Here is an 18,556-nt window from a genome sequence, read left to right as displayed (position 1 = left end):
TTCTCGCCCTTGTACTGGACGTTCAGGCCAGGTCAGCTTCTTCAATCTGCCTTGTGGGCAGCGTGTATCCGGGAAAAACAGCTCGGCGGTCAGACGAGCTTGCTCAAACGTGTTGCCTGTACTCCCGATCGGGGAGACGTCTGCATCATGCAAGGGCAAATCGGAGGCGTCAACGGTTTTGTAGTGAATATTTTTAGTCACTACATATTGTCGGACAAAGCTGTTGGGAATTAGCGGGTGGAGTCGAAGGTGTGTCGGTCAGGACGACAAAGGCGGACACTCAAAGCGGTAAAAAGTGCAGGGATAGCGGTCAACCACCTGCTGATGCAAGGTGAGCCCGGCAACGTTGAGCCCCGGCATCACGGCGGCCCAGAACAGGCGCGCCGGCTGATTCGCCTCGATGTGGAAAATCTGCCATTGACCGGGGAACCGACTCAAGAGGGTGGAAACGACAAATCGCGCGACACCCTGGCCACGGAAGCGTCGACTGACAAACAGATAACCGATGTTGTAGTCGGCACCGGGTAGATGGACCTGGTTATCCACGGTCACGAAGCCGGCCAATTCACCGTCGACCTCGATCAGGAAGGGGCGGGTAGCCGGGTTTTGCCAGTATTCGGGCATGGGCAGGATGTTGAAGAAACCGTGTTCGCCCAGTTTCAGAGGTAACCATTCGCTGAAGTCGTAGGTGTAGAACTGCATCAGGTTCTCGATGGTTTCCAGTTCATCGCGTTGGGCGGCGTGCAGTTCTATCGAAGGCATACGGGTTGGCTCCAGTTACGCCGGGGCAGGTACACCCTTCATTATGGTTGGCCGCAAGGTTCGGTGTCGGGTTCAGGTTTTGCTTGCCGGCTTTGCCCCGCGCCTGGTGCCACTCGATGGTTTGCGCGGGGCGCTCTTGCGCTTTTTCTTCCATGGGGTTGCGGCGCGCCCGCCGGGCGGTGGACCGCTGATGACCAGGCTCAGGCCGGCACAGCGACTGACCTGCTTGCTCATCCACGCCGCCTGTTTGGTGACGAACTCCTCCAGGCTCATTTCCCCGCTTTGCACCATGTCCAGCGCCTGCTCCCAGATCGCCGTGGTGCCCGGATCGGCGATGGCCCGGGGTACGGCGTCGATCAGGCTGAACGCGGCCGGTGTGGCGGCCAGGGCTTTGCCGTTCTTGACCAGATAACCACGGTCGAGCAGGCCCTGAATGATCGACGCACGCGTCGCTTCGGTGCCGATGCCGGTGGTGTCCTTGAGTTTTTGCTTGAGCAGCGGGTCTTGCACCAGTTTGGCGACATTCTTCATGGCCTTGATCAGGTCGCCTTCCGTAAACGGCTTTGGCGGTTGCGTCCAGAGGTCCTTGAATTGCACGCCGGCCACTGCGCAGTCGATGCCTTCGGCCAGGTTGGGCAGAGTCTGCGGTGCCGGGGCTTCGCGCCCTTTGGCCGGAGCCAGTGCTTCGGGCAGGGCGCGTTTCCAGCCCGGCTCGATGATCTGCTTGCCGACAGCGCGCAAGGCCTCGCCGGCGCAGTCGAAGTCGGCCTGGGTGCGGTCGTATTCGTGATTGGGCAGGAACTGCGCCAGGTATCGGGCGCGGATCAGGGTGTAGACCGCACGCTGTTTGCCCGCCAGACGTTCGAGGTTCTTCGCCGCAGCCGTGGGGATGATGCCGTGGTGCGCGCTGACTTTTGCATCGTTCCAGGCCCGTGAGCGCCGTTGCGGATCAAGGTGGTCGTGCAAGGCGTTCAACGCCGGATCGGCCTGGCGCAAAGCCGCCAGAATGGCCGGTGCCTCGCTGTGCTGACTCAGGGGCAAGTAGCCGCAATCACTGCGCGGATAGGTAATGACTTTGTGGGTCTCGTACAGCGCCTGGGCAATGTCGAGGGTTTCCTGGGCGCCGAGGCCGAGTTTCTTTGAGCAGACCTCCTGCAGAGTACCCAGGTCGAATGGCAGCGGGGCCACTTCGCGCATCCGTTCGGTGCGCAGTTTGATCACCCGCGCACTGGCCGCGCCGCTCATGGCGGCCGCCGCTTGTTGCGCCAATGCCTGATTCAGACAGCGGTCCTGGTCGTCGCAAAGCTCGGATGCCGCGCGCCATTGCGCCGTGAACGCGGTGCCGTTGTGCAACAGTTGCACGTCGATGGCCCAATAGGGGACGGGCACAAAGTCGGCGATGCTGCGATCGCGATCCACCACCAGGCGCAAGGTCGGCGTTTGCACCCGGCCGACCGGCAACACGCCTTGATAGCCAGACTGGCGCCCCAGCAGGGTGAACAGCCGACTCATGTTCATGCCGATCAGCCAGTCGGCCCGGGAACGCCCCAGGGCCGAGTGATAGAGGCTGAAGGTTTCGTTCCCGGGTTTGAGGGCCGCGAGGGCCTTGCGGATGGACGCATCGTCCAGCGCCGACAACCAGAGGCGGCGGATCGGCCCGCGGTATCGGCAATGCTCCACCAGTTCCCGGGCGATCATCTCGCCCTCGCGGTCGGCGTCCGTGGCAATGACCAGTTCGGACGCTTCACCGAGCAGGCGCTTGACCGCCTTGTACTGGCTGGCGGTGCGCGGCTTGACGGTCATTTTCCACTTTTCCGGAATGATCGGCAGGTCGGCCAGTACCCAGCGCTTGTAGCGTGCGTCATAGGCATCCGGCGGTGCGGTTTCCAGCAAGTGGCCGATGCACCAGGTCACCGTGACGTCCGTTCCCAGCCAACAGCCATCGCCCCGGCGTTTGGCGCCGAGGACCGCCGCAATGTCTTTGGCCTGGGAAGGTTTTTCACAGAGGTACAACCGCATAACCACCATCGTCGATCAATGTGCCAGAGATGCACAGAATGGCGCTTGATGAACGATGGAGCAATCTTTATCTGTATGGATGTACAGGTTTGTGTGTCGCTCCCGTTCGGCTGCGAAGCAGTCGCGAGGGTAAAACTTGGGGTATACCTGATAAATCGTGGTTTCAGGTTTTGGGGGGCTGTTTCGCAGCCCATCGCGGGCAAGCCACGCTGCCACTTCGATTTGCAGGTCCATTACCGTCATGAGGAACGTTTTCCATGAAAAGCTCCGGTCCTAGCCCTGTCATCACCATCGCCGAGCAGCCTGGCTGTCTGTTGGTAAAATTCCACGGCATTCAAGTGGCCGCCTCGGCGCGGGCCCTGGTGTTGCTGGAGGCCAACTACCCACCGGTGTACTACGTGCCGCGAGAGGACATTGACGAGAAGTATTTCGCCCGCACCGACCACACCAGTTATTGCCCCTACAAGGGCGATGCCAGCTATTTCAGCCTGCAGGTGCCGGGGCATGAAAGCGCCAACGCGGTGTGGAGTTACGAAGACCCCAAGGTGTCGGTAGAGCAAATCCGCGGTTATCTGGCGTTCTACCCGGATCAAGTGAAGTTCGAGTTGCTTGATGCCGAGGTTTGATTGTCGTTTTCAAGCGATAAAACAACCACGATTCAACGGTTGTCCCCCTGATCGGCAAATTCCGGAATGTCCTTCTGCTCACTTGGACATTCTGGATTGCCCCCCCATGGCTATTGCCAATCAGCTGTTACAAATATGACAATGAGAGTCATTATCACTCGCGAATTATTCCACTCTCATGTCCGCCAACGATTTTTCCCTGCGCAGCGCCGTCAACGACTTGTATTGCGACCATCACGGTTGGCTCCATGGCTGGCTGCGCAAGCGTCTGGGGAACGCGTTCGATGCCGCGGACCTGGCGCAGGACACCTTTGTCCGGGTGATCAAGGCACGCAGCGCACTGGAGATCCGCGAGCCGCGGCCTTATCTGTCGATGATCGCCAAGGGGCTGTTGATTGATCTGTTTCGCCGCCGCTCGCTGGAGCAATCCTATCTTGAAGCGTTGGCCGCCACTCCCGAACGGCAACAGCCATCGCTGGAGGAACAGGCGATTTTGCTGCAAGCACTGATGGAGATTGATCGGTTGCTGCAAGGACTGGGGCCGAAGATCAAGCAGAGTTTCATCCTTTCGCAGTTCGATGGCCTGACCTACCCACAGATTGCCGAGCGCCTGGGCGTCAGCGTGCGTACGGTAAACAACCACATGGCCAAGGCCATGGAGCATTGCTGTCTGATGCAAATCCAGTTGCAGCTCGCATGAGCCTGTCGCCCGCCGAACTGAAAGCGATCAGCAGCGCCGCGCAGTGGTACGCGCGGCTTCACTCCGGTGTTGCAACGGATGCCGATCAGGTGGCCTGGCGCGCCTGGCTGGCGGCTGATCCTGGGCATCACCAGGCCTGGCAGCGCATGACCGACGTCGGTGAGCAGATGGCTCGGGTTCCGGGTGCACTGGCTGCGCCGGCCTTGCGGGGAGCCGATCGATCCCGTCGCCAAGTGCTGCGCAGCGTTCTGGTGCTGGCCTCGGCGGGCTCCCTCGGGTGGTTGGGCTGGCGCAGTGAGGTAACCCGGGACCTGTTCGCCGATTACCGCACGGTAGTGGGCGAGCGTCGGGAATATCGCCTGGCCGATGGCAGCTCGCTGCTGCTCAACACCCAGACGTCGGTCAATCTGCGTTTCGATGGCCGGCAGCGGGTGCTGGAGTTGCTGGCGGGGGAAATTCTCGTTTCGACCGCCGTCGACCCTGCGCAGCGGCCGTTCAAGGTTGTCACTCGAGATGGCGAGGTCCGGGCGTTGGGCACTCGGTTTATCGTCCGCTCCCTGGGACGCGGCAGCGAAGTGGCGGTGCTGGAAGAGGCCGTAGAGGTGAGCGTGTCACCATCGAAGGCACGTCTGGAGGCTGGTCAACGCATGGCCTTCGGTCCTGCCGGGATGGGTGCAATACAATTGAGTGATGCCTCGGTTGGGGCGTGGCGCCAGGGCAGCATTATCGCGATCAACCGCCCCTTGGCCGAGTTGCTGGCTGATCTTTCGCGCTATCGCAGGGGTGTTCTGCGCTGCGATTCGAGCATCGCCGATCTGAAGGTTTCCGGTTCTTTTCCGATTGACGACACAGACGTGGCACTGGCAGCGCTGGAGGGTGGTTTGTCGTTGCGTGTCACCCGCTACAGCCGCTATTGGGTCAATGTTTCCGGTGGTGCAACGGGCTAATCCACGACACCGATAAAAATAATTTCTGCTCCATTGCACTATTCATGCGCATTGTTCGGCTCATCCCCCAGTGAGTTTTTATTGATCGTTTGGGGGAGGGTAAGCATGTCTCGGGTGTACCAGCCAGGTCGTCTGGCGACCGCAGTGAAGTTCGGATTATTGGCGGCTACGACAACCGGTTTATGGCCTGCTGCAACGTACGCCGCGCCGGTGCCGACGCAGCAACAGCGTTCGGTTCAAACCTTCGATATCGACGGCGGCAGCCTGACTGAAGTGCTCAGTCGTTTTGCCAGCGCGGCAGGCGCGGCCATTTCGTTCGATGCGCGGCAAACCGACGGTTTCAGTTCCCCCGGGCTGAAAGGCTCTTTCGGTGTCAGTGAAGGCTTTGCACGCATACTCGGTGGCAGTGGCCTGCAAGCCGAACCCCAAGGCAACGGTACTTACATCCTGCGGGCAGCACCTGCGTCCGGTTCGGTGCTGGAACTGGGTGCCACCAACATCAATGGGCAGGAACTGGGCGCGACGACCGAGAACAGCGGGTCGTACACCACCGGAGCGATCACTATCGGCAAAGGCGAACACTCCCTGCGGGAAACACCGCAATCGGTGACGGTGATGACCCGCAAGATGCTCGATGACCAGAACCTCAACACCATCGATCAAGTGATGGAGAAAACACCGGGCATCACCGTCTACGACTCGACCATGGGCGGCAAATACTTTTACTCGCGCGGTTTCCGCATGTCCGGCCAGTACCAGTACGACGGCGTGCCACTGGATATGGGCAACCTCTACGTTCAGGCCGACAGTTTTAGCGGGGACACGGCGTATTACGACCGGGTAGAAATCCTGCGCGGTGCCGCCGGCATGATGAAAGGCGCGGGCGGCACCGCGGGCGGGGTGAACTTCGTGCGCAAACGCGGGCAAGCGACGCCTCACACCGAGATCACCTTGTCAGGTGGCAGTTACGACAACTATCGCGCACAGGTCGACACCGGAGGCCCACTGAACGATTCGGGCACCCTGCGCGGCCGCGCCGTGATTGCTGAGCAGAGCCGGCATTACTTTATCGACGATGCCAGTCGCAAGGACCAGGTGTATTACGGCGCGCTCGATTTCGACTTGAGCCCGGACACCACGCTCGGGGTGGGCCTGGCCTATGAAGATGTCGACGCCAACCCGTGCTGGGGCGGGTTGCCGCGCTACAAGGATGGCAGCGACCTCAAGCTCAGTCGTTCAACCTGCCTCGATCCGTCGTGGAACACCTGGCGCAGTAAACGCACCACGGTCTTCAGCGATCTCAAACACCAGATCAACGAAGACTGGGCATTGAAAGTCGCCAGCGTTTACACAAAAAACACCCAGGACATCAAATACGCGTTCGCCTCCGGGGCGGTAACGCCTGGCGTGGATACCACCGGTGTGCTGGGCAGCATGTACGACTACGATCAAGTCGACTACGGACTCGATGCCTACGTGGATGGCAAGTTCGATGGGTTCGGCCTGCAACACGAACTGGTGGTGGGTTTCAATGCCAGTCGTTCGAACAAGGACGACTTCTACTCGGTGGCGTTTCTGCCGCAACGGCAAAATGTGTTCAATCCCGACAAACATATTCCGGAGCCGGACGACAGTTTCTTCATCGACAACTCGTCCCGTGGCGGTCCGGTCGATAGCGTGACCAAACAGAAGGGGGCTTACTCGACCTTGCGCCTGAAACTGGCGGAACCGTTGACCTTCGTCGTTGGCAGCCGCGTCAGTTGGTACAGCTCCGATACCGATTCGGTGTTCATCAGGTCGGGTACGTCCGAACACGCCAGCACCAAGGAAACGGGGCAGGTCACACCTTTTGCCGGGCTGTTGCTTGATCTCAATGAAAACCTCACGGCCTATACCAGCTATGCGGAAATCTTCACTCCCCAGGGTAACTTGCGGGCCGAAGACGGCTCGACCCTCAAGCCTCTGGTGGGCCAGAGCTATGAACTGGGGATCAAGGGGGCGTGGTTCGACGGTCGCTTGAACAGCTCTTTCAATCTGTTTCGCACGATCCAGAAAGACCAGGCGCAAACCGACTACAACTCGTCTTGCCCATCCTCTGACGGCTATTGCTACGTCAATGCCGGCAAGGTCCGGGCCCAGGGCTTCGAGGCGGAAATCAGCGGTGAACTCATTGAGCGATTGCAATTGCTGGCGGGTTACACATACACCCAGACCAAGACCCTGGATGACATCGACACAAGTCTGAACGGCGCTGCGTTCAACAGCTATGTGCCTCGGCATGTATTGCGCATGTGGGGCGACTACGCCCTGAGCGGGTCTCTGGAAAGGTTCAGCATTGGTGCCGGCGTCAACGCGCAGAGCGATAACTTCCGAGTTTCACCCAACAGTGCAAAAAAGATCAGCCAGTCGGGTTATGCCGTCTGGAACGGTCGCATAGGCTATCGCATCGACGACACCTGGTCTGTTGCGCTCAACGGCAACAACCTGTTCGACAAGCGTTACTACGCCACCATTGGTACCGAGACGTTTGGTAATTACTACGGTGATCCACGCAACTTCATGGTATCGGTCAAGGCCCGTTTCTGACGCTGCAAAACCCCTGCAGAAGCGAACCTGCTCGCAATGGTCGTTAACGAAAACGCGTGTTTAGTGGTTAAACGCGGCGCTTTCGAGTCCATCGCGAGCAGGCTCGCTCCTACAATGACAGGTCAGGTCAGTTTTTATCGAGATCGACGTTGCGCGTCTCACGCAGGCAAATCATCCCCACCACCAGGCTCACCCCGGTGATCACTACCGGGTACCACAGCCCGTAGAAGATGTCCCCGGTGTACACCACCAACGCGAACGACACGGTCGGCAGGAAGCCGCCGAACCAGCCGTTGCCGATGTGGTAGGGCAGGGACATCGAGGTGTAGCGGATGCGGGTCGGGAACAGTTCGACCATCAACGCCGCCAGCGGGCCGTAGCACATCGCGGAGATGATGATCAGCGCGACGATCAGCGCCACGATCATCGGCTTGTTGATCTGCTGCATGTCCGCCTGTTGCGGGTAACCGGCGAGGGTCACGGCACCGCGCAGAGCCGCTTCGTCGAACCCGTCGATCTTCACGTCACCGACGCTCACCTGCACGTCACTGCCGGCTGGTGCGACAGCACTCTGATACGGCAGGCCCTGCTTGACCAGGAAGGTCTTGACCTTGTCGCACGGGCTGTCGAATTTCGCTTTGCCCACCGGGTCGAACTGGAAGGTGCAGGTGGCCGGGTCGGCCATCACGGTGATCGGTGCCTGGCGGCTGGCCTGGTCGATGGCCGGGTTGGCGTAGTGGGCCAGGGTCTTGAAGATCGGGAAGTACAGGGCGGTGGCCAGCAGCAGGCCGATCATCAGCACCGGTTTGCGCCCGACCTTGTCCGACAGCCAGCCAAAGAAAATGAAGAAGGGAGCGCCGATGGTCACGCTGACGATCAGCAAACCGTTGGCCACCGCCGGGTCCATTTTCAGAAACTGGGTGAGGAAGAACAGCACATAGAATTGCGCGGCGTAGAAGGTCACCGCTTGCCCGGCATTGATGCTGAACAGCGCGATCAACACCACTTTGAGGTTCTCCCATTTACCGAAGGAGTCGCGAATCGGCTGTTTGCACAGCTTGCCTTCTTCTTTCATTTTCACGAAGGCCGGCGATTCATGCAGGCTCAAGCGAATCCAGGTCGAGATGCCCAGCAGCACGATGGAAAACAGGAACGGAATGCGCCAACCCCAGACTTCGAACTGATCGCCGGTGAAGTAGCGGCAACCCAGCACCACCAGCAGCGAGAGCAGCAGACCCAGGGTCGCGGTGGATTGAATCCAGCTGGTGTGGAAGCCGCGCTTGCCGATGGGTGCGTGCTCGGCGACGTAGGTCGCGGCGCCGCCGTATTCACCGCCCAAGGCCAGACCCTGGAGCATGCGCAGCACCACCAGGATGATCGGCGCGGCGATGCCGATGCTGGCATAGGTCGGCAGCAGCCCGACGCAGAACGTCGCCAGGCCCATGAGGACGATGGTGGCGAGGAAGGTGTACTTGCGCCCGATCATGTCCCCCAACCGACCGAACACCAGCGCGCCGAATGGCCGCACGATAAAGCCGGCGGCGAAGGCCATCAGCGCAAAGATAAACGCCGTGGTGTCGTTGACCCCGGCGAAAAACTGCTTGCTGATCACCGCCGCGAGGGCGCCATAGAGGAAAAAGTCGTACCACTCGAAGACTGTCCCGAGGGACGAGGCAAAGATGACTTTCTGGGTTTCCTGGCTGGTGCCCGCGCTGCGCACGGCTTCCAGGGTTTGAACGTTCTCTGACATACCGGTATCCCTCACAGTGATTGTTTTTGTTGTTCCACTGCCGGCACCGGCCTTGTGGGCGGGTGCCGCTACTGCGATGTATCGGGTGTATCCGCTACTTGTATGTAGGAGCGAGCTTGCTCGCGATGAACCTGAGCGCGCACGTGGGTGTCAGGTTTGCAGCGTTATCGTTGGCGACCATCGCGAGCGAGCTCGCTCCTACAGGGGGGCGAGTAAGGATTCAGGGGTGTGCGATCAGTTCCATTGTCGGTGTGATGCTCCTAGTGGCAGGGTTGAGGATCAATTGTGCAGCCTTCTCGGCGATCATCAGCGTCGGCGAGCAGGTGTTGCCCGAGGTGATGCGCGGCATGATCGAGGCATCGGCAATGCGCAGGCCGGGGATGCCATGGACCTTGAGTTGCGCATCGACCACGGCGTCGGCGTCATTGCCCATGCGGCAGGTGCCCACCGGATGGAAAATCGTGGTGCCGATCCGCGCGGCGGCTTCGTGCAGCTGTTCTTCGCTTTGCAGGCTGTCGCCGGGCAGGTACTCCGCCGGATTGAAGGCACGCAGGGCCGGGGCGGCGACGATGCGCCGGGTCAGGCGAATGGCGTCGGCGGCGACCCGCAGGTCTTGCGGGTGGCTCAGGTAATTGGGTTGGATCAGCGGGGCTTCTTGCGGATCGGCCGAGCGGATTTCCACCCGGCCACGGCTTTGCGGACGTAGATCGCAGACCGACGCGGTGAACGCCGGGAAGGCATGCAAAGGTTCGCCAAAGCGCTCCAGCGACAGCGGCTGCACGTGGTATTCGAGGTTGGCTGAAGTCTGCTCCGGCCCCGAGCGGGCAAAGGCGCCCAACTGGCTCGGCGCCATGGACAGCGGGCCGCTGCGGTCATACAGGTAGCGCAGGCCCATGCCCAGCTTGCCCCACAGGCTGCCGGCGATCTGGTTCAGGGTGCGGGCATTTTCCAGCTTGTAGATCAGCCGCAGTTGCAGGTGATCTTGCAGGTTGCCACCGACGCCGGGTAACTCATGGGCGACGCCAATCCCCAGCCGCTCAAGCAGTGGCCGCGGGCCGATGCCGGAGCGTTGCAGGATGCTGGGCGAACCGACCGAGCCGGCACACAGGACGATCTCCTTGCGCGCCTTGAAGGTTTTTGCCTGGCCTTGCCAGCGGGCGCTGACCGCCGAAGCGCGGCCATTGTCCAGCAACACGCGGTTGACTTCGACACCGGTCAGCACGGTGAGATTGGGACGTTGGCCAATGGGTTTGAGAAAGGCCTTGGACGCGTTCCAGCGAATTCCGGCCTTTTGATTGACCTGGAAATAACCGCAACCTTCGTTATCGCCCTGGTTGAAGTCATCGATGCTGGCGATGCCGCTTTGCTCGGCGGCACTACGGAACGCATCGAGAATCGGCCATGACAGGCGCTGGCGTTCGACCCGCCATTCGCCCGCGGCGCCGTGAAATTCGGCGGCACCGGCAAAGTGATTTTCACTCTGCTTGAACAGTGGCAATACGTCTCGCCAGCTCCAGCCAGGATTGCCGGCGGCGGCCCAGCCGTCGTAGTCGCCGGCTTGGCCGCGCATGTAAATCATGCCGTTGATCGAGGAGCAGCCCCCCAGCACTTTGCCGCGCGGGTAGCTCAGGGCGCGACCTTGCAGGCCAGGTTGCGCTTCGGTCTTGAAGCACCAGTCGGTGCGCGGGTTGCCGATGCAGAAAAGGTAACCCACGGGGATGTGAATCCACGCATAGTTGTCGCGACCACCGGCCTCAAGCAGCAATACGCGATGTTGCGCATCGGCCGACAGTCGATTGGCCAGCAGACACCCGGCCGGCCCGGCCCCGACCACGATGTAATCGAATTCATCTAGGGAAGCCTGCATCCCTGACCTCGTGTTGTTGTTCTTGTTGTCTGTCATCCTAGTTGTTAGCTTTCGTCAAAAGAATGTTAGTTTTTGCGCAGCCGCTGTGCGTTTTTAAACAGCATCCCGAACGGCAACGAACAAGGACGATTCATGTTCGACTGGAATGACCTGCGGTTTTTTCTCGAATTGCAGCGCAGCGGGCGTTTGCTCACGGCTGCTCGTCGCTTGAACACCACCCATGCCACCGTGGCGCGGCACATCGAGGCCATCGAAAAAAGCCTCGGTACGGCGTTATTCGTCCAGCATGCCCAGGGTTACGAGATGACCCCGGCCGGCGAGGCGTTGCTTAAACACGCCGAAGCGATGGAGAACGTGGCGCTGCTGGCCCAGGAGGAGATCACCCAATCCACCGCGCCGCTGGGCAAGATCCGCGTCGGCGTGACGGAAGGGCTGGGCATCATGTTCCTGGCCAGTCGCATGAACGGTTTGTTCGAGCGCTATCCGGGGCTGGAGGTGGAACTGGTGGCGGTGCCGCGTTTTGTCAGCATCCTCAACCGCGAGGCGGAAATCAGCATCCACCTTGAGCGCCCGGCCGCCGACATGCTGGTCACCCGAAAACTCACCGACTATCGCCTGGCGCTGTATGCCAGCCAGGACTATCTCGATCGCTCACCGCCGTTGCGCAGTCGGGAGGACCTGGGGCGTCATGCGTGGATTGGCTATGTCGATGATTTGCTGTTCAGCCAGGAACTGATGTTCCTCAACAGCTTCTGCCGCAACCCGCGGGTGGTGTTTCACAGCACCAGCGTGATCGCCCAGCAACAGGCGGCGCGCTCAGGCTTGGGGATCGCCGTGCTGCCGTGCTACATGGCCAGCGCTGATCCCGGTCTGGTGCCGCTGCTGCCGGACGAAAGCATCCAGCGCAGCTACTGGATCAGCACCCGCCGGGAACTGCACAAATCGGTGCGGCTGCGGGTTCTTTGGGATTATGTGGTGGAGTTGTGTGAGCGGGAGCAAGGGTTGTTGCTCGGGCCAACCTCCTACGGTGCCTGAACGGACGCCATCGCGAGCACATCCAATATCCATCTTGAGGCTCAAGCAAGAATCTCGAACGCCGTGCTGGCCAGCCGTTCACCGTTGACCATGATGTGCACCGCATGGCGCCCCGCATAATGCCGGCGGGTGGTGAGTTCCTTGATCTGCTGACTACGGCTAACGGCTTCGACTGCGTTGCCCGGCAGCGTCAGCGCCTTGAGCTTGAACACCTTCGCCGAGGTGCTGCCGTTGGCCTTGACGTAATCGATGGCGTAGTCGATCACCAGGCGCTGGCTGCTTTGAACGGTGGATTTGACCGCAAACGACAGGGTGATTTTTTCTCCGAGGCCAATCACCGGCGGTTCGACTTTTACATCAATGATCTCGACTTCAGGCTTGCCGCCCGCGCCGATGATCGCCAGTGCCCGCCGGTTGCCCTGTTTGATCAGGCTGCGCAGGGCGTGTTTGGCGATCCATGCGGTGTGCCGGTTGTCCAGCGACCAGCCTTCGATCAGGTCCAGCACCCAGTCGGGATGATCCTTGGTGATGTCGTTGAGGTGGTTGGCCACGGATTTGCGTACGTACAGGCTCGTGTCGGCCTTGAGGTTGTCGAGGATGTTCGCCGCCAGTGTCGGGTCGGCCTGGATGGGCTCCAGCCGGAATGACCAGGGCAGGCGTGGCCGGCATCCTTCGCTGGCCAGGCGCCGCACATGCTCGTTGTCATCCAGCGACCAGGCATGCATCAGCTTGAGCGAGCGCTCGAGGTCACTGCGCAGAAAGTGACGGATTGCGAACTCCGAAGAGCCAAAAGCGGTGAAATACTTCAGCGCGTCCATCGACTGATCGAACGCATGGGCGCCGTAGCTGGCGACATAGTGCGGCAGGCACATACTGACGAAGCCGCTGTTCAGACGCGGGGCGAGGGCGCGCAGCACCTGCAGCGACGCTTCATAGTCCAGCGGCAACACCGCGTGCAGGCATTCACTGACCCGGGCCATGCGTTGCATGACACTGAGCTCTGCCAGGCCGGATCGGGCCAGCTTCAGGAAGCGTCTGGCCTCGAATTCCGGATATACCGCCGTTATTTCGGTGGCGATGTGCTGGAGACGCTCGGTGTTGAAGATTTCCTTGAGGGCGGGGGCAGGTTGGTCAGTCATGGTGGCTCCTTGGCAATTGTTGTTGATCCATCACACCGCGTTATCGTTCATCGCGAGCAGGCCCGAATAGTCACCTCAATTCTTGTCCGCTTGCTCTTGCAGTTGATCCGACTCGAATAACCTGGCCAGTTCCGCCCGCGCTTCCTGCGCCGTCTGCATCACTTTCACCGCGTCGTCATACACCGCATGTTGGGCCTCGAGCACCACTTCGTCGTGCTGCTTGAAGCGCTTGATCCGCGCATCCGCCTGAGCCTGGGTCAATCCCAGCCCGATCAGGGTTTGCCGGCTCATTTCCAGGCCCGAATAAAAGGTTTCGCGCACGGCGTGTGCGCCGACGTCCATCAGCCGGTGCACATGCTGGCGGTTACGGGCGCGGGCGATGATTTTCATATGCGGATAGAGCTTGCGCACCAGTTCGGCGGTCTTGATGTTGGTGTCCGGGTCGTCAGTGGCGATCACGAAGTACTCGGCCTCCCCGACCTTGGCCGCGTTGAGGATTTCCGGGCGCATCGGGTCGCCGTAGAACACCGGCACGCCACCAAAACTGCGGGACAGTTCAATGGTTTCCACCGAGGTGTCGAGGGCCACGAACTTGATGTTCTGTGCACGCAAAATCCGCGCGACGATCTGACCCATGCGACCCATGCCAGCGATCACCACCCGTGGCGCGTCGGCGTCGATTTCGCGAAACTTCTCCGGCACTTCCACCGGTTGCACTTTCGGGCTGACCAACTGTGCGCAGAGCAGCAGCAACAACGGTGTCACGGCCATGGAAAGGGTGATGGTCAGCACAAGCAAGTCATACAGTTCTGCCGCGAACAGCCCGTGATCTCGCCCGATCTTGAACACCACAAAGGCAAATTCACCACCGGCCGCCAGCACGATACCCAGGCGGATCGCGCTGACGTTCTTCAAGCCACCGGCCAATCGACCGACAATAAACAGCAGCGGCAGTTTGATCGCGATCAGCAACAGGGTCAGACCCAGCACCGCCACCGGCATGCTCAGCAGCAGACTCAGGTTCGCACCCATGCCGACACTGATGAAAAACAGCCCGAGTAACAGGCCCTTGAACGGTTCGATCTGGGCTTCCAGTTCATGGCGATACTCGGAGTCCGCCAGCAACAGGCCGGCGAGGAAGGCGCCCAGGGCCATGGAAATCCCGACCAGTTCCATCAGCCATGCTGTGCCAATCACCACCAGCAACGCCGTAGCGGTGGAGACCTCTGGCAACGCGGTTTTGGTCACCACGCGAAACACCGGTCGCAGCAGATAACGCCCGCCGATCACCACGACGGCGATGCTGGCCAGTACTTGCAGGCCGTGGTTCAGGTTTTCGCTGGCGGTGATGCTGCGATCGCCACCAGCCAGCAACGGCACCATGGCGATCAAGGGAATCGCGGCGATGTCCTGAAACAACAGAATCGCGAACGCCAGCCGCCCGTGGGGGCTGGTCAGTTCCTTGCGTTCAGCCAGGCTTTGCAGGCCGAACGCCGTGGACGACAGCGCCAGGCCCAGGCCCAGGACAATCGCGGTGTTCAACGGCTGGCCAAACAGCCACAGCGCCACCACGCCGATCACCGAACCCGTCAGCAACACTTGGGCCAAGCCCACGCCGAACACTGATTTGCGCATCACCCACAAACGTCGCGGTGACAGTTCCAGGCCGATGATGAACAGCAGCAACACCACGCCGAGTTCGGAAATGTTCGCGACGCTTTGCGGGTTGTCGATCAGGCCCAGCACCGACGGGCCGATGATCACCCCGGCAAACAGATAACCCAGAACCGCCCCCAGTTGCAGGCGCTTGGCTAATGGAACGATGAGTACGGCCGCCATCAGAAACACGACAGCGGCTTGTAGCAGGTTGCCTTCATGGGGCATGGGCGAAACTCCAGGACTCGGGACAGCGGGGGGCGTCAAGGATAAAGGCTGGGTTCCGTGAAGATCCACTGCGGCAGTGGTCTGTTACGCATATTGATGGCGAATCTTGCCGGCCTCGCAGGAGATGGGGGGATAGATCGGGTTTTCGATCAATCTGGAAGAAATCGGCTCAGTCGACTGTGGAAAGCCCATGCTTGTGTGCGTAGGCGTACAGATCTACGCGGTTCGTCAGGCCCAGCTTGCTGTAGATCGATGTCAAATGGTTGCGCAGCGTGTGCTCGCTGATGTGCAGTTTCTCGGCCACCAACTTGCCAGGGGCAGAGGGGTCGCGGGCCAGCGATGCAATGGTTTGCTGCTCGCGGCGCGTTAGCTTGGCGATTTTTTGTTGCTCCGGGTCTGTGTCGCGCTCGACTTTCTTGCGCGCCAGTTCAAGGAAGATACGGCTGGTCGCATTGCGGTCAATCCAGAGCTCGCCGTCATGCACTTTTTCTATGGCTTTGAGCAATGTTGATGCGGATGCCGACTCCCGCTTATCCACCACGCCACGTGCGCCCGCCAGCACCGCACTGTCATGCAGCGCCACGTCGCTCGACCCTGTCACGACCAGAATCTTGGCTTTGGTCTGTCTGTGCAAGTCGGCCAGTGACTCGATACAGCCCTCGCTGTCCAGGTCCAGCACTACCACATCCGGCGCGTACTGGTGCAGCGAAAGCAGGTATTGCGCCACCGACGCCACCGAACCCGCCAGCGCCAACCTTGGCTGAGCGCTTTCCACCAGGCGCTCAAGGCCCCAGGCCACGAGCGGTAGAGCTACTAACAGGACTTGAATTGGCATTCGGGTCGCTGCCTCTTTAGGCGGGTTGTGTTAGCTGATCATGATAGCAATCGTTGCAGCCTGTAGCTTTTTTCTATAGCGCTTCAGTCCCCCCTCCCATGACATTTGTCCCATAAAACACTGTTTTCATGGGTGATTGACTCCCAGAAAAAAAGGGATAGCGCACTCATGTAATAAACAGCAGCCGTTTTTAGACTGCAGTCATGAGAGACACACACCGAATTGAGCCCCGTGAGCAAGTCACCCTGTCGCTGCAACTGATCGGCGGGGGCAAGGGTGTCACCCGTGACATCAGCGCCTCCGGTTTGTATTTCGAAACCGATAGCGAGCAGCAGGTGGGTAGCTTGATTGACTTCGAGATTGAACTCGACACGCCCGGCGGCCCCATGAAGTTCAAGGCGCAAGGACAAATCGTGCGCATTGAGCCGCTGGGAGAGAGGGCCGGGGTGGGCGTGAAGCTACTGGCCAGTCGGCTGGTACCGGTGGAGTGAAGTGTTCGTGGGTTGAGGAAGAATCGGCTGCGCCTGTTGGTAGGCCCACAGCGGTTTTTTTGCTCTGAGTGACATTCTTGGGAGAAAGACATGGCTAGCACCACCACTACCAGCGGCGGAACCATTACCTCGTTTTCCAACACGCCGCAGGCGAAGGATGACGTCTATACCACCACTGAAAATCTGCTGGGGGTCGTGTATTGGGACGTCATGTCCAATGACCTCGGCGGTAGCGCGAAGACACTCTGGTCACTCGACAACGCGGACAGTCTTTCTACTGCCACCAAGACGTATGCGCCGGCCGACCTCCTGACCCAGGATACGGCGAGGGCTGAGGCGACGAGTTCCGACACCAGTTTGAATGGTGCAAAGATCTGGATCACCTCGGACGGTAAGGTCGGCTACGATGCCGCTACCTTCACCACTGCTTTCAAGGCACAACTCCAGGCGCTTGCAGTTGGCGAACTCCTGACGGACAGCTTTACCTATGCGATGCGCCTCGGCAACGGAACGCTCAGTTGGGCCACCGCGACGGTGCAGTTTTCGGGCATGAATGATGGTGTGACGATCAGCCTCGGTACGCAGGCCGGCATGGTGACCGAAGACGCCGACACCACTGCGAGCACAACCGACTCGCTGATGTCCAGCGGCACGATTGCCTTTAACGACGTGGACCTCAGTGACACGCACATGGCGACGTTCGCGCCGGCGCAGGGCAACGCTACTCCCCTTGGTACGTTCATGCTCTCGCCGGTAAGCGAAGCAGCGAACGCGGCCAACGGTTCGGTGCAATGGACGTACAACCTGGACAATTCGGCGGCGCAGTACCTGGCTCAGGGACAGACAGTAACCGAAACTTACCTGGTCACCATCAGCGATGGTCAGGGTTCGTCGGTAACGCAAAATGTGACCATCACTATCACCGGCACCAACGACGCGCCGACGGTGACGGCGGCAGAAGTCGAAAGCGGGGCGGTGGCCGAAGACGGTACCACGGTGGCCAGTGGCAGCTTCTCCTTCGGCGACGTGGACCTGGCCGATGACGCACATGTGGCCAGCGTGAGCGCGCCGTCCGGTGCGCTGGGTACGCTGGTGGCCATTGTCAGCGATGAGAGCACGGGCGACGCGGCGGGCAGCGTGGGCTGGACCTATACGCTGAACAACAGCGCGGCGCAGTACCTGGCCGAGGGCCAGACCAAGACCGAAGTGTTCACGGTGACACTGACCGACGACTTTGGGGCGACGGTGACCAAGGACGTGACGATCACCCTGACCGGCAGCAATGACGCGCCAGTGCTCAGCTTCGCAACGGGCCATGATGCCGGCGCGGTGCAGGAAGACACCACGCTCAGCGTGAGTGGCCAGTTCAGCTCGGCCGACATCGATCACGATGCCACCGCCACTTGGAGTATTGCCGGGTCAAATACCGGCACCTTTGGCTCGATCGCCGTGGATAACAGCGGCCAGTGGACCTACACGCTGGCCAATGGCACCAATGGTGTCGCCAGTGCGGTGCAGTCGCTGAAGGCGGGCGAGAGTCACAACGACGTGTTCAGCGTGCAGGTCAGCGACGGCCTCGGCGGCGTCGACACCCAGTTGGTGACCGTCACCATTACCGGCAGCAATGACGCGCCAGTGCTCAGCTTCGCAACGGGCCATGATGCCGGCGCGGTGCAGGAAGACACCACGCTCAGCGTGAGTGGCCAGTTCAGCTCGGCCGACATCGATCACGATGCCACCGCCACTTGGAGTATTGCCGGGTCAAATACCGGCACCTACGGCTCGATCGCCGTGGACAACAGCGGCCAGTGGACCTACACGCTGGCCAATGGCACCAATGGTGTCGCCAGTGCGGTGCAGTCGCTGAAGGCGGGCGAGAGTCACAACGACGTGTTCAGCGTGCAGGTCAGCGACG

The 18,556-nt window shown here is 60.5% G+C and carries 14 protein-coding genes; 7 read left to right on the top strand and 7 right to left on the bottom strand.

Annotated features, from left to right (window positions below; genetic code table 11):
• Positions 1–258 precede the first annotated feature (258 nt).
• Positions 259–762: a GNAT family N-acetyltransferase gene (locus AC3WTM_RS24440; RefSeq protein ID WP_102670095.1), complete on the bottom strand. Its 504-nt coding sequence runs from the start codon at positions 760–762 to the stop codon at positions 259–261.
• Between the two features lie 72 nt (positions 763–834).
• Positions 835–2,781, bottom strand: coding sequence for a DNA topoisomerase III (locus AC3WTM_RS24435; RefSeq protein WP_256586095.1), 1,947 nt, complete (start codon positions 2,779–2,781; stop codon positions 835–837).
• A gap of 257 nt (positions 2,782–3,038) precedes the next feature.
• Between AC3WTM_RS24435 and AC3WTM_RS24430 the strand changes: the two genes are divergently transcribed.
• The 4 genes from AC3WTM_RS24430 (at position 3,039) to AC3WTM_RS24415 (ending at position 7,640) form a co-directional block, all read left to right on the top strand.
• Positions 3,039–3,407, top strand: coding sequence for a DUF427 domain-containing protein (locus AC3WTM_RS24430; protein WP_057715236.1), 369 nt, complete (start codon positions 3,039–3,041; stop codon positions 3,405–3,407).
• A 178-nt stretch (positions 3,408–3,585) separates the two neighbouring features.
• Complete coding sequence (locus tag AC3WTM_RS24425; RefSeq protein ID WP_102670097.1) at positions 3,586–4,107, top strand: sigma-70 family RNA polymerase sigma factor; 522 nt, start codon at positions 3,586–3,588, stop codon at positions 4,105–4,107.
• Positions 4,104–5,054: a FecR domain-containing protein gene (locus AC3WTM_RS24420; protein ID WP_102670098.1), complete on the top strand. Its 951-nt coding sequence runs from the start codon at positions 4,104–4,106 to the stop codon at positions 5,052–5,054. Before AC3WTM_RS24425 ends, AC3WTM_RS24420 begins: the two co-directional genes overlap by 4 nt.
• Positions 5,055–5,159: 105 nt before the next feature.
• A complete protein-coding gene (locus AC3WTM_RS24415; protein WP_102670099.1) occupies positions 5,160–7,640 on the top strand; it encodes a TonB-dependent siderophore receptor in 2,481 nt (826 codons plus the stop codon).
• Positions 7,641–7,767: 127 nt separating this feature from the next.
• On the opposite strand, the gene AC3WTM_RS24410 is transcribed toward AC3WTM_RS24415, so the two are convergent.
• Positions 7,768–9,390 carry an MFS transporter gene (locus AC3WTM_RS24410; RefSeq protein ID WP_057715232.1) on the bottom strand — a complete coding sequence of 541 codons (1,623 nt, stop codon included), beginning with the start codon at positions 9,388–9,390 and terminating at the stop codon, positions 7,768–7,770.
• Positions 9,391–9,610: 220 nt separating this feature from the next.
• Entirely contained in the window at positions 9,611–11,257 is a 1,647-nt protein-coding gene (locus tag AC3WTM_RS24405; protein WP_102670100.1) for a GMC family oxidoreductase, read from the bottom strand.
• A 132-nt stretch (positions 11,258–11,389) separates the two neighbouring features.
• On the opposite strand from AC3WTM_RS24405, the gene AC3WTM_RS24400 reads away from it, so the two are divergent.
• Positions 11,390–12,292 (top strand): LysR family transcriptional regulator, encoded by a 903-nt coding sequence (locus tag AC3WTM_RS24400; RefSeq protein ID WP_102670101.1) that lies wholly within the window; start codon positions 11,390–11,392, stop codon positions 12,290–12,292.
• A gap of 41 nt (positions 12,293–12,333) precedes the next feature.
• On the opposite strand, the gene AC3WTM_RS24395 is transcribed toward AC3WTM_RS24400, so the two are convergent.
• The 3 genes from AC3WTM_RS24395 to AC3WTM_RS24385 all read right to left on the bottom strand — a co-directional run bounded on the left by AC3WTM_RS24395 (position 12,334) and on the right by AC3WTM_RS24385 (position 16,150).
• Positions 12,334–13,431 carry a DNA alkylation repair protein gene (locus AC3WTM_RS24395; protein WP_102670102.1) on the bottom strand — a complete coding sequence of 366 codons (1,098 nt, stop codon included), beginning with the start codon at positions 13,429–13,431 and terminating at the stop codon, positions 12,334–12,336.
• Between the two features lie 75 nt (positions 13,432–13,506).
• Positions 13,507–15,315, bottom strand: a complete 1,809-nt coding sequence (locus AC3WTM_RS24390; protein WP_102670103.1) for a monovalent cation:proton antiporter-2 (CPA2) family protein — start codon at positions 15,313–15,315, stop codon at positions 13,507–13,509.
• Between the two features lie 169 nt (positions 15,316–15,484).
• Positions 15,485–16,150 carry a LuxR C-terminal-related transcriptional regulator gene (locus AC3WTM_RS24385; RefSeq protein WP_102670104.1) on the bottom strand — a complete coding sequence of 222 codons (666 nt, stop codon included), beginning with the start codon at positions 16,148–16,150 and terminating at the stop codon, positions 15,485–15,487.
• Between the two features lie 203 nt (positions 16,151–16,353).
• Between AC3WTM_RS24385 and AC3WTM_RS24380 the strand changes: the two genes are divergently transcribed.
• Complete coding sequence (locus AC3WTM_RS24380; RefSeq protein ID WP_102670105.1) at positions 16,354–16,641, top strand: PilZ domain-containing protein; 288 nt, start codon at positions 16,354–16,356, stop codon at positions 16,639–16,641.
• 210 nt (positions 16,642–16,851) lie between these two features.
• The coding region (locus AC3WTM_RS24375; RefSeq protein WP_492587658.1) for a VCBS domain-containing protein at positions 16,852–18,556 on the top strand (1,705 nt) is incomplete at its 3' end.

Source organism: Pseudomonas sp. EU05-FHT14B02 (assembly GCF_058791055.1).
The sequence above is the reverse complement of the archived record's forward strand: the minus strand, read 5'-3'. Positions and strand labels throughout refer to the sequence as shown.